This is a genomic window from Thalassospira sp. B30-1, assembly GCF_015767575.1.
GTDB lineage: Bacteria > Pseudomonadota > Alphaproteobacteria > Rhodospirillales > Thalassospiraceae > Thalassospira > Thalassospira xiamenensis.
Map to the genome: position 1 here is coordinate 3,394,137 of NZ_CP065232.1, position 14,091 is coordinate 3,408,227.

The 14,091-nt window shown below is 55.0% G+C and carries 14 protein-coding genes; 11 read left to right on the forward strand and 3 right to left on the reverse strand.

The genetic code is table 11. The features are described 5' to 3' along the window. Positions 1-11 precede the first annotated feature (11 nt). Positions 12-785, forward strand: a complete 774-nt coding sequence (locus IT971_RS16015; RefSeq protein ID WP_063092653.1) for an ABC transporter substrate-binding protein — start codon at positions 12-14, stop codon at positions 783-785. Positions 786-801: 16 nt separating this feature from the next. On the opposite strand, the gene IT971_RS16020 is transcribed toward IT971_RS16015, so the two are convergent. Further along, a complete protein-coding gene (locus IT971_RS16020) occupies positions 802-2,004 on the reverse strand; it encodes an Mrp/NBP35 family ATP-binding protein (RefSeq protein WP_063092652.1) in 1,203 nt (400 codons plus the stop codon). Between the two features lie 277 nt (positions 2,005-2,281). Between IT971_RS16020 and hflK the strand changes: the two genes are divergently transcribed. The 4 genes from hflK to IT971_RS16040 all read left to right on the forward strand — a co-directional run bounded on the left by hflK (position 2,282) and on the right by IT971_RS16040 (position 6,320). Continuing rightward, a complete protein-coding gene (gene hflK, locus IT971_RS16025) occupies positions 2,282-3,409 on the forward strand; it encodes an FtsH protease activity modulator HflK (protein WP_063092651.1) in 1,128 nt (375 codons plus the stop codon). After that, positions 3,409-4,281, forward strand: coding sequence for a protease modulator HflC (hflC, locus tag IT971_RS16030; protein ID WP_063092650.1), 873 nt, complete (start codon positions 3,409-3,411; stop codon positions 4,279-4,281). Before hflK ends, hflC begins: the two co-directional genes overlap by 1 nt. 132 nt (positions 4,282-4,413) lie before the next feature. Next, the gene (locus IT971_RS16035) at positions 4,414-4,605 is read left to right on the forward strand and encodes a DUF2065 domain-containing protein (protein ID WP_007092039.1); all 192 of its coding nucleotides are present in this window, start codon (positions 4,414-4,416) and stop codon (positions 4,603-4,605) included. 218 nt (positions 4,606-4,823) lie between these two features. Beyond that, positions 4,824-6,320: a DegQ family serine endoprotease gene (locus IT971_RS16040; protein WP_063092649.1), complete on the forward strand. Its 1,497-nt coding sequence runs from the start codon at positions 4,824-4,826 to the stop codon at positions 6,318-6,320. An 85-nt stretch (positions 6,321-6,405) separates the two neighbouring features. Here the strand turns inward: IT971_RS16040 and serB are convergent, their stop codons facing one another. Further along, the gene (gene serB / locus IT971_RS16045; protein ID WP_063092648.1) at positions 6,406-7,296 is read right to left on the reverse strand and encodes a phosphoserine phosphatase SerB; all 891 of its coding nucleotides are present in this window, start codon (positions 7,294-7,296) and stop codon (positions 6,406-6,408) included. A 147-nt stretch (positions 7,297-7,443) separates the two neighbouring features. Between serB and IT971_RS16050 the strand changes: the two genes are divergently transcribed. The 6 genes from IT971_RS16050 (at position 7,444) to IT971_RS16075 (ending at position 13,266) form a co-directional block, all read left to right on the forward strand. Next, positions 7,444-7,605 (forward strand): hypothetical protein, encoded by a 162-nt coding sequence (locus IT971_RS16050; protein ID WP_156487983.1) that lies wholly within the window; start codon positions 7,444-7,446, stop codon positions 7,603-7,605. Beyond that, the gene (gene miaA, locus IT971_RS16055; RefSeq protein WP_063092647.1) at positions 7,602-8,558 is read left to right on the forward strand and encodes a tRNA (adenosine(37)-N6)-dimethylallyltransferase MiaA; all 957 of its coding nucleotides are present in this window, start codon (positions 7,602-7,604) and stop codon (positions 8,556-8,558) included. The genes IT971_RS16050 and miaA overlap by 4 nt, the downstream gene beginning before the upstream one ends. Before the next feature lie 151 nt (positions 8,559-8,709). Next, positions 8,710-10,473 carry an acetolactate synthase 3 large subunit gene (locus IT971_RS16060; protein ID WP_007092046.1) on the forward strand — a complete coding sequence of 588 codons (1,764 nt, stop codon included), beginning with the start codon at positions 8,710-8,712 and terminating at the stop codon, positions 10,471-10,473. A 104-nt stretch (positions 10,474-10,577) separates the two neighbouring features. Further along, a complete protein-coding gene (gene ilvN / locus IT971_RS16065) occupies positions 10,578-11,087 on the forward strand; it encodes an acetolactate synthase small subunit (protein ID WP_063092646.1) in 510 nt (169 codons plus the stop codon). A gap of 97 nt (positions 11,088-11,184) precedes the next feature. After that, positions 11,185-12,204, forward strand: a complete 1,020-nt coding sequence (gene ilvC, locus IT971_RS16070; protein WP_063092645.1) for a ketol-acid reductoisomerase — start codon at positions 11,185-11,187, stop codon at positions 12,202-12,204. A 153-nt stretch (positions 12,205-12,357) separates the two neighbouring features. Beyond that, positions 12,358-13,266 carry a pseudouridine-5'-phosphate glycosidase gene (locus tag IT971_RS16075; RefSeq protein ID WP_063092644.1) on the forward strand — a complete coding sequence of 303 codons (909 nt, stop codon included), beginning with the start codon at positions 12,358-12,360 and terminating at the stop codon, positions 13,264-13,266. A gap of 49 nt (positions 13,267-13,315) precedes the next feature. Here IT971_RS16075 and IT971_RS16080 read toward each other — a convergent pair whose 3' ends face one another. After that, the gene (locus tag IT971_RS16080) at positions 13,316-13,981 is read right to left on the reverse strand and encodes a pyridoxamine 5'-phosphate oxidase family protein (RefSeq protein WP_063092643.1); all 666 of its coding nucleotides are present in this window, start codon (positions 13,979-13,981) and stop codon (positions 13,316-13,318) included. Positions 13,982-14,091: the final 110 nt, after the last annotated feature.

The following is a 14,091-nucleotide window of genomic DNA, read 5'->3' on the forward strand; positions in this document are numbered from 1 at the left end:
CAGGGGCCAGAATGACATTTCCGGCAAGATTATTTGCCCTATTGATACTCGTCGTCGGCATGGCCTTCGCGGTCCTGATGCCGGCGACGCAAAGCCATGCCGAAACCATTTATGTCGACGAAGCCAATCCGCCTTTTATGTATCGTGCCGGGAACGAAGCCGCGGGCATTTACCCGGCCCTGATCCGTGCGATTTTCAGACATGCCTGCATAAATGTCGATGTCGTTGCCGTCCCTTGGAAACGCGCCATTGAAAACCTTGATGCCAACAAGGGCGGTGTTGCCGGGATATACAAGAATCTTGAACGCCAGAAGAAATACGTCTTTTCCGAGCCGATCCATGTAGAACAGCTGATGCTGTATCAACGCCAGAGCACATTCAACAATCCAACCGATATTGATGCCCTGCGCGGCCAAACCGTTGGTGTCATTCGCGGATGGAGCTACGGGGATCAGATTGATGACGCGCGCAAACGCGGCGTGTTTAGCGCATCCGAAGCCACCGGGGACGAACAGAATTTTCAGATGCTGGCACTTGGCCGGGTCGATACCGTCATCGCGATTGGCGAGGCCGGGGATGTCTGGGTCAAACGGCTGGGACTAAGCGACAAGGTCGTCCGCAGCAAAACCCCGATCCGAGAAAACCCGACCTATATCGTATTCAACCGTGCATCATCGACAATATCGACGGTGACGATGATCAATCGATCCATCGAAGAACTGCGCGAAAACGGCACCCTGCAACGCATCGCTCAAGAAGTTTTGCAGGGTGCCAGCAATTATTAGGCGAAAGTCGGGCGACCTAACGGAAGCTGATTTTCGGGAACAGGCTTTTCTTCGGTGCGGTTTTCGGTCCGACGCGTTCGTCAATTGCCGCGGCGATCTTGTCGGCAATCGCGGCATAGGCCTTGGAATGTTCGCCGTCCGGATCGGTATGAATAATCGGTTTGCCCTCGTCCGCACCCAGACGGATTTTAAGGTCCAGCGGGATTTCGCCAAGGAATGGAACGCCCAGTTCATCGGCGGCCTTGCGTGCACCACCATGATCAAAGACATGATCGACATGGCCGCATTCCGGGCATTTGTAATAGCTCATATTCTCGATCAGGCCGAGCACCGGCACATTGACCTTACGGAACATATTAAGTCCCTTGCGCGCATCCAAAAGGGCAATGTCCTGCGGGGTGGAAACGATAACCGCCCCCGTGACCGGCACGCGCTGCGCCATCGAAAGCTGGATATCGCCGGTCCCCGGTGGCATGTCGACGACCAGAACATCGAGTTCGCCCCAATCGCTGTCGCGCAGAAGCTGTTCGAGCGCGCCCATCGCCATCGGTCCACGCCAGATCACCGGCTGTTCTTCATCGACCATAAACCCGATAGACATGATCCTGATGCCAAAGGCCGACGGCGGCACCATTTTGCCTTCCTTGTCGGAATGGGTTGGTTTGGCATCACGAAGGCCCATCATCCGTGGCAGGCTGGGGCCATAGATATCGGCATCGAGAAGACCGACCTTAAGCCCCTTGGCCGCCAGTGAAAGCGCCAGATTGACCGAAGTGGTGGATTTCCCCACCCCGCCCTTACCCGACGCAACCGTGACGATCGAGCGGACACCCGTCATTTCGAGCGGCTTTTGCCCTGCACCTTGCGGACGTTGCCCTGCTTGCGGTGCGCCCTGTTGCGCCCCATGTGTATGATCATGAGAATGGGGATGCGAATGACCACCTTGGGCCGGGGCAGAAGCCCCTTTGGGACGCTCTGCGGTAAGGGCCACACGAGCTGTTGTGACCCCGTTCACATTGGCAACGGCACGTTCGGCCGCAAGACGCAGATCTTCAAGAGAAGCCCCGCGTTGCGGGTCAACAGCGATTATGACGTTCACGGTTTCGTCATGAATATCAATGCCTTGTACCATACCCTTTTCAACGATAGTCTTGCCGTCAGCCGGATCGATAACACTTGAAAGGGCTTCAGTAATGCGTTCCCGGTTGGGCGAGGTCATATTGCAGTCTCCGAAAAATGGCTTAAGTCCGTGATCGTACAGAACCTGCAGGCGCGTATCGTTGTTTTGCAGGACAAGCTGTCATATAAGGCCTTAGGGCGTGGCCCCATTAATTACATGCAACTCTGCTTCGATAAAAGGATTGAGACGGTTCTTGATGCGCAAATAGGTCAGATGACCGCGATAAGCAAGTGAACAGGCATGTTATTGATGGGCTCATGTCCCAAGCTCGGTAAGCATAAATAAACACCGAACGGCAAGAAGAGGAAGACACTCGATGCCTTGGAATTCACAAGGGGGCGGCGGCCCCTGGGGTGGTGGCGGAAACAATGGCGGCGGCCGCAATCCTTGGGGACAGCGTCCTCAGGGTGGCGGCGGCGGTGGTAACACGCCCCCCGATTTTGATGAAATGATTCGTAAAGGCCAGGAACGCTTGAAGCGGCTGTTCCCCGGTGGTGGTGGCTATAAAGGCTTTGTCCTGATCGGTATTGCCATAATCGGGTTGTGGCTTTTGACAGGCTTCTATCGCGTCCAGCCGGGCGAACAGGGTGTTACACTTCTGTTTGGCAAATGGGTTGGCACGACCGGTCCGGGTCTGAATTATTTCCTGCCCGCCCCGATTGGCGAAGTCATCAAGCCGAACGTCGAACGCACCAACCAGATTGAAATCGGTTACCGTGGCAATGGCACCGGCACCGGTGGTGCCCGTGATGTCCCGGAAGAAAGCCTGATGCTGACCGGTGATCAGAACATTATCGACATTGATTATGTCGTTCAGTGGCGCATCAGCGATGCGGGTGCCTACTTGTTCAATGTTCGCGATCCGGAAAACACCATCAAGCTTGCAGCTGAAAGTTCGATCCGCGAAGTCATCGGCAAAACCAGTCTGGAAGAAGCCCTGACGGTTGGTCGTGTGCGCGTTGAAGAGCAGACACGCACCCTGCTGCAATCGATCATGGATGGCTATGCTTCGGGTATTTTCATTGCAGAAGTGAAAATGCAGAAGGTTGATCCGCCGCGTGACGTTATTGATGCGTTCAACGACGTGCAGCGTGCCCGTCAGGACCGTGATCGTTCCCAGAACGAAGCACTGGCATACCGTAACGACATCATCCCGCGTGCAAAAGGTGAAGCAGAACGTCTGGTTCTTGAAGCCCGCGCTTACAAGGATCAGGTTGTGAAGAATGCCCAGGGTGAAGCAGAACGCTTTATCTCGGTTTATAATTCCTACCTGACCGCGAAGGATGTCACCACGCGTCGTCTGTATCTTGAAACCATGCAGGATGTTCTGAAGAACTCCAACAAGGTCATTCTCGATCAGAAGGGTGAAGGTGCCAATGGCGTCGTTCCTTACCTGCCATTGCCCGAAATCCAGAAACGCTCGAACGCAGGAGGCAACAACTAATGGCAAGTCCTAAACTTATTGCCACCGGCGTCGTTGTCGTCATCGCGGCCGTGGTTGCATCCATGTGCATGTTTACCGTCCGTCAGGACCAGCAGGCACTGGTGCTTCAGTTCGGTAATCCGGTTCATGCGATTTCCGAACCGGGTCTGCATTTCAAACTGCCGATCCAGAATGTGGAATATTACGAACGCCGCATTCTTGAACTTGATCCGCCGGTGCAGCAGGTTCTTCTGTCGGACCAGAAACGTGTCAATGTCGACAGTTTTGCCCGCTGGAAAATCGTTGATCCGTTGCAGTTCCGTCAGCGCGCAACCAACTCGGCGAACTTTGTTCAGCTGTTTGGCCAGCGTCTGAACTCGGTCATTCGTGGCGAACTTGCACAAGCCCCGCTTGTCGCCCTGCTGTCGGACAACCGGTCACAGATCATGGAGAAAATCCAGGCGACCCTGATCGAACCGGCCAAGGAATTCGGTGTCGAACTGATCGATGTCCGTATCGGTCGTACCGACCTTCCGCAGGAAACGTCGCAGGCGGTGTATAACCGTATGCGTTCTTCGCGTATCGCCGAAGCCGCACAGCTTCGCGCCGAGGGTGAAGAGCTTAAGGCGAAAATTCAGGCCGAAGCAGATCGTGAACGGGTTGGCATTCTTGCCGAAGCCCGCCGTCAGGCCGAAGTCCTGCGCGGTGAAGGCGATGGCGAGCGAAACATCGTTCTGGGTGAAGCCTATGGCAAGGATGCCGGCTTCTTCGAGTTCTATCGTTCGCTTGAAGCCTACCGCGAGGCTCTTTCGGATGGCTCGACCATGGTGATTTCACCAGATTCCGAGTTCTTCCAGTACTTTAATAACTCCACGCCTGGCGCAACGCGCTAGACAAACGGGTGCTGGACAAAGCACTAGGGCGACCGGCATAGTGTGCCGGTCGCCCTTTTTTGTTTGAAAATAATGTCCTGTTGATAGTTATATCGCACACAGGTTCATAGAAACGCCGGAACGTCCACGCCCATGAAGGAACTCGCCACAGCTATTCTCCTGGCCATCGCGCTGGAGGGAATGTTTTATTCGCTGTTCCCGGGCGGGGCGAAACGTGTGATGGAGCTAATGCAGGAAATCCCCGAATCCCAGCTTCGGATCGGTGGCCTTGTTGCCGCGATTGCCGCCATTGCTGCGATCTGGGGTATGCGGGTCTGGCTTTGAGGGCAAAGTTTCAAGGCATTTCGCGCTTATTTGCGCCTTCTTGTGTGAAAACACAGAAAAACCCGAGCTCTTCCTTGATTTTTCTCAAGCCTGCCAAATTTCTGACAAACTCGGCGCTAACTTGGCTAGTTAAGCGGTGCATGAACTATCCAAAAGAACAGCATCGCGTGCTGCAAAAATTCAATACCGTGAACGCGGCAACGAACAGGATCAGACACATGCTAAAAGCATTATACAACCCGGCGCGAAGCAGATTTACGGCTGCGCTGGTGATTGTTCTTCTTGGCGTGACCAGCGTCTCGCAGATTGCGAACGCTCGCCCCGCTCCTGAAAGTTTCGCAGACCTGGCCGAAAAGCTTCTGCCCAGTGTGGTAAATATCTCGACCAGTCAGATGGTGGCCGAACGTCAGGGACCGGACTTCCAGTTCCCTCCCGGCTCGCCGTTTGAGGATCTTTTCAAGGACTTTATGGATCGCAACGGACAAGGCGGGCAAGGTCAGGGCCAGACTCCGCAACAGCGCCGTGCGACCGCACTTGGTTCGGGCTTTATCATTTCGGCTGACGGTTACATCGTGACCAACAACCATGTGATCGATGGTGCCGACGAAATCACGGTGCGCCTGCATGATGGCGATACCCTTCCGGCAAAACTGATTGGCCGCGACCCGAAAACGGATGTCGCACTTCTGAAAGTCGAACCGGAAGAAGACCTGCCCTTCGTCAATTGGGGAGACTCCGATCATTCCCGCATTGGTGACTGGGCCATGGCGATCGGTAACCCGTTTGGCCTTGGTGGCACGGTGACAGCCGGGATCATTTCCGCGCGCAACCGCGACATCAATCAGGGTCCGTATGATGATTTCATTCAGACGGATGCATCGATCAACCGTGGCAACTCGGGCGGGCCTTTGTTTAACCTTGATGGCGATGTTATAGGTATCAACAGTGCAATCTATTCGCCGTCGGGCGGTTCGGTTGGTATCGGCTTTGCCATTCCCTCGGCAATTGCACAGTCGGTTGTTGATCAGCTCAAGGAATATGGCCGGACCCGTCGTGGCTGGCTGGGTGTCCACATCCAGACCGTGACCGACGATATCGCAGACTCGGTCGGACTTGATAAATCGACCGGCGCAATGGTTGCCGGTGTATCCGATGATGGCCCGGCAAAAGCAGCTGGCATCAAACAGGGCGACGTCATCCTGTCGTTTGACGGCAAGGAAGTCGAAAGCATGCGCCGCCTGCCACGTATCGTTGCCGAAACCAAAATCGGCAAGGATGTCGATGTTGTGATATGGCGTGACGGAGAAAAGAAAACCGTTCAGGTTGAACTTGGCGAACTTGAAGAAGACGTTGTCGCAACATCTGCGGAACCGGGCGAAGAACAGGCACCGGTCGCAATTGCCGAAGCCGAAATCAAGCCGCTGGGCATGAAGATTGCCAATGTCGATGATGAACTGCGCCGCCGCTATAACCTGGCCGAAGGCACCGAGGGTGTCATCGTGACCGAAGTCAATGGTGATAGCTATGCCGCCGAAAAGGGTGTTCGCCCGGGCGACATCATTATCGAGGCATCGCACAGCTCGGTTTCCACGGTCGAGGAAGTTTCAGACGCGGTCAAAAAGGCAATGGATGATGACAAACGCACCATCCTGATGCTGATTGAAACCTCGGCGGGACCTCGTTATTTCGGCCTGACGCTGAATAAGGAAGATTAAGACCTTCGGGTTTTACTCTCCCAAAATCAAAGAGGGCGGCCTTTGCGGGTCGCCCTCTTTGCATTCCGGCTTATGATTGCCGCTATCAGCTCGAAAAATCGGATTTTGCATATCCTTGCAGATACAGCAATGCGGTCAGATCACCATGATTGATGCAGATGCGCGCCTGTTCCTGAACCGATGGTTTGGCATGAAACGCCACACCAGTCCCGGCCAGTGAAATCATCTGAAGATCATTGGCACCATCGCCAACCGCAATGGCGTCCTCAACCCCGACACCCTGCTGGGCGGACAGTTTTTCAAGCGCATCGACCTTTGCCTGACGGTCAAGCACCGGTTTCTGAACCTTGCCCGTCAATGTGCCGTCTTTGGTAATCAGCACATTGGCCTGATCAAAATCAAAACCCAGTTCACGACGCACGGCACCGGTAAAGAAATCAAACCCGCCCGACACAAGGGCAGCGTAGGCACCATTGGCCTTCATGGTCGCCACCAGCGTTTTGGCCCCGCCGGTATATTCAACGGTCTTCCATGCCTCAGCCAGCATGTCGGTCGACATGCCATCCAGCAACCCGACCCGTTCATCTAGGGCGGCCTCGAAATCCAGTTCACCATTCATCGCACGCGCGGTTATCGCCGCAACCCGGTCCTTGACCCCGGCAAAGGCCGCCAGCTCATCAAGCGTTTCACCGGTGACCATGGTGCTGTCCATATCGGCAATCAGCAATTTCTTGCGGCGCGTTTTGGCAGTCTGGGTCACCGCATCGACACCAAGAGCGGCATCGCGAAGAGCCGTATCGGCAATATCGAGGCTGAGCCCGCCAAAGCCGATATCGCAGGCCTCACCCGCCGCCAGCCACGAAACATCCCCGACACGCGCCCCAGCCCCGGCCAGAACGGTTTTGGCGCGCGCGACAATATCGTCACCTAGCGCGTTCGAATTGGGGGCAGCGATCAGGGTCAGGACCAGATCCATGGATTGCGGGCTCCTTGACGGGACACAGGTAAATCAGATTTTCGTCTTTATCCGTATTGCGGGACGCGATGACAAGAAAAGTTTGATACATAACCGTTACAGACCGATATTCTGTCAAGCCGGGTTTCAAACAAGGGAGGTTAAGGAATGTCAGAAAACACAACAAGCAACGAGCGTAAGAAGACAAAATCTGCTTCCGAAGCTACCTGCGATATTGTCGATCAGCTTGCCATGGCGGAGATTGCGAATATCTTGTTTGAGCCCCAGCAAATCAAATTTTTCATACGACCGGCAAACCTAGAAGAATGAATAACAAGACCTTCCAACCCGTCCTGATCGTTGCTGGACCGACCGCCAGCGGCAAGTCCGCCTTGGCACTTGATCTGGCGGATGCGTTTGACGGTGTGGTGATCAATGCCGACAGCATGCAGGTTTATAAAGAACTGCGTGTGTTGAGCGCGCGGCCCGATGACCGCGAGATCGCGCGCGCGCCGCATCGGCTTTATGGCGTGCTATCCGGGCGCGAAGCATGTTCGGCCGGAAAATGGCGCGATATGGCGATGGCGGAAATTGCCGAATGTCATGCAAGCGGCAAGCTTTCGATCATTACCGGGGGTACGGGCATGTATCTGAATGCCCTGACCGAGGGGATCGCGCCGATTCCCGATATTCCTGCCGGGATTCGTGCCCAAGTGACAGCCAAGCTTGAAAAAGACGGGCATCAGGCCTTTTTTGAAGCATTTGCCAAACGCGATCCCGACACCGCCGCCACCCTTGATCCGTCAAATACCCAGCGCCTGATTCGTGCGGCCGAAGTTCTGGCGGGCACGGGGCGCGGGGTGGCGGCATGGCACCGCGAACCAATGGTAACCCCGCCCGACAGAATGGTTTTCAAAAAGCTGTGTTACATGCCACCGCGCGACATTCTTTATGATCGCTGCAACCGGCGTTTCGATTTGATGATCGAACAGGGCGCGATTGAGGAAGTCAGGAGGCTTTTGGCTGAAAACCTGCCGGAAACAGCGCCCGTGATGAAGGCCGTCGGCGTGCGCGAGATTGCAGCCTACCTTGCCGGCGAGATCGATCTTGAGACCGCCAAAGAGAAATCACAGCGCGAAACCCGGCGTTATGCCAAGCGTCAATTAACGTGGTTTCGCCATCAGATGAGTGACAAGGAGATCATCGACACGCAATATTCGGAAAGTTTGGCAGACAAATTGCGTAATGATGTTCACCAATTTCTGTTGACCACGCCAAAGTGAGGCGATAGGTTGGCCCTACCGCCGTCGAAATGGCGGAAAACCGCCGTTTCGGCGGATTTTTCAACTCCAGTTCAAGGGTAATTGGATCATGTATCAACCACGCGGTTATCACGCGACACGTTGTTGTCGCTAAGGAAGAGGCTCGAAAAACATGGCAGAACGTATTTTAAGCGGTTCGGAAGTAGTGTTGCAGGCCCTGGTCGATCAGGGTGTGGAAGTCGTGTTCGGCTATCCCGGCGGCGCCGTCCTACCGCTATATGACGAGATATTTAAGCAAAACAGGATTCGTCATATCCTAGTACGCCATGAACAAGCAGCCGTGCATGCCGCCGAAGGTTACGCACGTTCGACCGGAAAGGTCGGCGTTGTTCTGGTAACCAGTGGTCCGGGTGCAACGAATGCCGTTACCGGCCTTACCGACGCGTTGATGGATTCGATTCCCATCGTCTGCCTGACCGGCCAGGTACCGACCCACCTGATCGGCAATGACGCCTTTCAGGAAGCCGACACCACCGGCATCACCCGCCCCTGCACCAAGCATAACTATCTGGTCAAGGATAGTGCGAAGCTTGCACGCACGATGCATGAAGCATTCCACGTTGCGTCAAGCGGCCGCCCGGGTCCGGTCGTGATCGACCTGCCGAAAGATATTCTGGTTGCCAAGGCACCGTATCTCGAACCGTCACAGGTTCAGCACCGCACCTATAACCCGGTTGTCAAAGGCGACCGTGGTCAGATCGAGGAAGCACTCGAACTGCTGGCATCGGCGAAAAAGCCGATCCTGTATTGCGGTGGTGGCGTCATCAATTCCGGCAGCCAGGCCTGCAAGGTCCTGACGGAATTCACCCGTCTGACCGGTATTCCGATCACGCTGACGCTGATGGGGCTTGGTGCCTATCCGGCTTCGGATAAACAGTATCTTGGCATGCTGGGCATGCATGGTACGTACGAAGCGAACATGGCCATGCACGATTGCGATGTGATGATTGCGGTTGGTGCACGATTTGATGACCGCGTGACCGGCAACCTTGATTTCTTCTCGCCGGGTTCGCAGAAAGTCCAGATCGATATTGATCAAAGCTCGATCAACAAAAACGTTCCGGTCGATATCGGGATTGTCGGCGATGTCGGTCATGTCCTTGAAGACATGATGAAAATCTGGAAAGCCAAACAGCACAAGATCGAAGCCAAGGCGCTTGATAGCTGGTGGGACGAGATCGAAGGCTGGCGGGGCAAGCATTGCCTGTCCTACAAGCAGCCCAAGGATATCATCAAGCCGCAGCATGTGATCCGTCGCGTTCATGCACTCACGCGTGATCGCAAGACATACATTACCACCGATGTCGGCCAGCACCAGATGTGGGCGGCCCAGCATTTCGGCTTTGAACATCCGCATGAATGGATGACGTCGGGCGGGCTTGGCACCATGGGTTATGGCATGCCAGCGGCCCTTGGCGTTCAGGTTGCCCACCCGGATGCCACCGTTGTCTGCTTTACCGGTGATGCATCGATCATGATGAATATTCAGGAATGCGCGACGCTGACCCAGTATCGCCTGCCGGTGAAAACCGTCATCCTGAACAACCGTTACATGGGCATGGTCCGCCAATGGCAGCAATTGCTGCACGGGTCGCGCTATTCGGAAAGTTACAGCGAATCCCTTCCGGATTTCGTGAAACTGTCCGAGGCATTCGGCTTTACCGGTCTTACCTGCAACAACCCGGCCGATCTGGACGATACGCTTAAGCAGATGCTTGAGATTGATGGTCCGGTGATCCTTGATGTGGCCGTGGATGACAAGGAAAACTGCTATCCGATGATTCCGTCGGGCAAGCCGCATAATGAAATGCTGCTTGGCGCGGAAACCACCGGTGACGAAGCCATTGATTCCGACGAAGGGATGGTTCTGGTCTGATCCGCGAAACCCGTTCGCGTCAAGACATCATCAAAACCAAAATCAAAGGCCGGGCCGGGCTGCACATTGAATGCGCCCGCCCGCGCCCTAGCGGAGCAAGACCCGTGAGAGAAACCGAAATTTCGAAACACACGATATCCGTTCTGGTGGATAACGAAGCAGGCGTTCTGGCCCGTGTCATCGGCCTGTTTTCGGGCCGTGGCTATAACATCGAAAGCCTGACCGTGGCAGAGGTTGACGCCAGTTCCCACCAGTCGCGCATCACTGTTGTCACCTCGGGTACGCCCATGGTGATCGAACAGATCAAGGCACAGCTTTCACGTCTGGTGCCGGTTCACAAGGTCAGTGATCTGACCCTTTCGGGACCGTGCGTTGAACGTGAACTTGCCCTGATCAAGGTGATTGCATCGGGTGAAAAGCGCGTCGAGTCCCTGCGTATTGCCGATATCTTCAAGGCCCGCGCAGTCGATGCGACCAACAGTTCCTTCGTCTTCGAAATCATCGGAAGCCCGGAAAAAATTGACGCTTTCATCAAATTGATGGAGCCGTTGGGGCTTTCGGAAACTTCGCGCACGGGTGTCGCAGCAATTTCGCGCGGCACGCTGACGATGTGAGTTCGCCTGGGGTGCCTTGGCAGTCCCGCTTTAACAATTTGATCCATCCGCCACGCAAAGAAAAATCGCGTGGTCCAACGTCCAGAGGTATCGAAAGATGCGTGTTTATTACGACCGCGATGCAGATGTTAATCTGATCAAGACCAAAAAAGTTGCCATCATCGGTTACGGTTCGCAGGGCCATGCCCATGCACTGAACCTTCATGATTCCGGTGTCAAAGACGTTGTTGTCGGCCTTCGTGAAGGTTCCAGCTCGCGCAAAAAGGCTGAAAATGCCGGCCTGAAAACCATGACCCCGGCCGAAGCCGCCGCATGGGCAGATGTTGTCATGATCCTGACCCCGGATGAACATCAGGCTGCGATCTATGCCAACGAACTGCGCGACAACCTGAAAGACGGTGCCGCCCTTCTGTTCGCACACGGCCTTAACGTTCATTTCGGCCTGATCGAGCCGCGTGCTGATCTTGACGTCATGATGATCGCACCTAAAGGCCCGGGCCACACGGTTCGTTCCGAATACAAACGTGGCGGTGGTGTGCCTTGCCTCGTTGCCATCGAACAGAACGCGTCGGGCAACGCGCTTGAACTCGCACTTTCCTATGCATCGGCAATCGGTGGCGGCCGTTCGGGCGTGATCGAAACCAGCTTCCGCGAAGAATGCGAAACCGACCTGTTCGGCGAACAGGCTGTTCTTTGTGGCGGCCTGACCCAGCTGATCAAATACGGTTTTGAGACTCTGACCGAAGCCGGTTATGCACCGGAAATGGCCTATTTCGAATGCCTGCACGAAGTGAAGCTGATCGTCGATCTGATGTATGAAGGCGGCATGGCTAACATGCGTTACTCGATCTCGAACACCGCGGAATACGGCGACTATGTCACCGGCCCGCGCGTGATCGACGCATCGGTCAAAGAACGCATGAAAGAAGTTCTTGCCGACATTCAGGAAGGCAAATTCGTTCGTGACTTCGTTCAGGAAATGCATTGCGGCCAGCCGATGTTCAAGGCAACCCGTCGCCTGAACGCCGAACACGAAATCGAAGAAGTCGGCACCAAACTGCGCGCGATGATGCCGTGGATTGCGGCCAACCAGCTCGTCGACAAAGAAAAGAACTAAGCTTTACGCTTTGTTTTGCAAAACGGCCGTCCCGATGGGCGGCCGTTTTTGTTTGTCCACACACAACAGTCATGATGTGTTTGGGGTGGATTTTACAGGCCGATCCGCGTAATCCTGACCTTTAAAACTTTAACTCAACCATGAGCATTCTGAATGTCGGACTTTATCGATATCGCCCCGGAAGTCGCCGAAGCCCTTGCGGTGGGCAAGCCGGTTGTAGCCCTTGAATCCACCATCATCTCGCACGGGATGCCCTATCCGCAGAACCTTGAAACCGCGCAAGCGGTTGAGCAGGATGTGCGTGATAATGGCGCGATCCCGGCCACCATCGCGGTGATTGGCGGGCGTTGCAAAATCGGCCTGTCGCCGTCGGAACTGGAATATTTTGCCAAGAGCACCGACATTCTGAAACTGTCGCGCCGTGATATTCCTTATTGCATCGCCAAAAAACGCGATGGTGCCACCACCGTTTCAGCAACCATGATTCTGGCGGAAAAGGCCGGTATCAAGGTCTTTGCCACCGGCGGCATTGGCGGGGTTCACCGCGAACTGGCGGCAAGTTTCGATATCTCGGCCGATCTGACCGAACTTGGCAAAACCAGCGTTGCCGTCGTCTGCGCCGGTGCCAAGGCGATCCTTGATATTCCGATGACGCTTGAACATCTTGAAACGCTGGGTGTGCCGGTGATTGCATATGGCACCGATGAATTCCCGGCCTTCTATACCGTCAAGAGCGGCCAGAAAGCCCCGATCCGCCTTGATAGCCCGATCGAGATTGCCGAATTCCTGAAATCGAAATGGGACTTTGGTCTTGAAGGGGGTGCTGTGATCGGCAACCCGCCGCCTGCGGACAAGGCACTGGAGCTTGATGCGATCGAACATGCGATTGACAGCGCGCTGATCGAAGCCAAGGGCCTTAACATCCATGGTCGCGAAGTCACGCCCTTCCTTCTGGAACGCGTGACCCAGCATACCAAGGGCAAAAGCCTTGAAGCCAATATTGCGCTGGTGCGCAACAATGCGGTCCTTGGCGCAAAAATCGCGGTTGCGCTGGCGGGTTAAAGCCCGACCTGTTTCGATTTAAAAGGCAGTCATCGGGCTGCCTTTTTGTTTATTCCGGTGCTTTGGCAACCGGTCCGGAATAGGCCGGATCAAGGCGGGTATCTGCCACCGGCTCGCCCCAGATATTCTTGCAGGGTAAAACCCCGGCCCAGACCGGCAGACTGTAATCCTCCTCGTCATCGACAGGATCACCGGTGCGGACCTTGGCCGATACCTCGTTCAGGTCAAAACCAAGGAACATGGTGGCCTTGAGCTCCTGTTCACTGGGGTGACGGATCTGGTCCCAGCGGCCTTTGGACAACTTTTCAACAAACAGCCGGGAATGTTCCATTTTGCCTTCCGGATCGGCCACGATTTCGCCCCTGCCGTAAATTACCACCGAACGGTAATTGGCCGAGTGATGAAAGGCCGAACGTGCCATGACCAGACCATCCAGATGGGTGATGCACAGGCAGGCTTCCTCGCCATTGGCGATGGCGGCCAGAATGCGGTTCTTGGATGCACTATGGATATAAATCCGTTCGCCCACGCGCCAATGCGCGGTCGGGATCATCGACGGGCGACCATTCACAACTGTTCCGACATGGCAGATCAGGGCATCATCGATAATGCCATGCACAAGTTTACGGTCGTAACTCGCACGTTTGGGGCCGCGCACGATTTTGGTTGATGGATAGACTTCGTATTGGTCGGGAAGGTCGATGGTATCCGGCATTTTCTATTTCTCTGTAACTTCTGGTGGCGCGACGGGCTGGCGTCATCATCGGCATAATTGGACTTTATCAAAGGTCCGTTATAATAATTTTGATAGGACCAATTTTACTG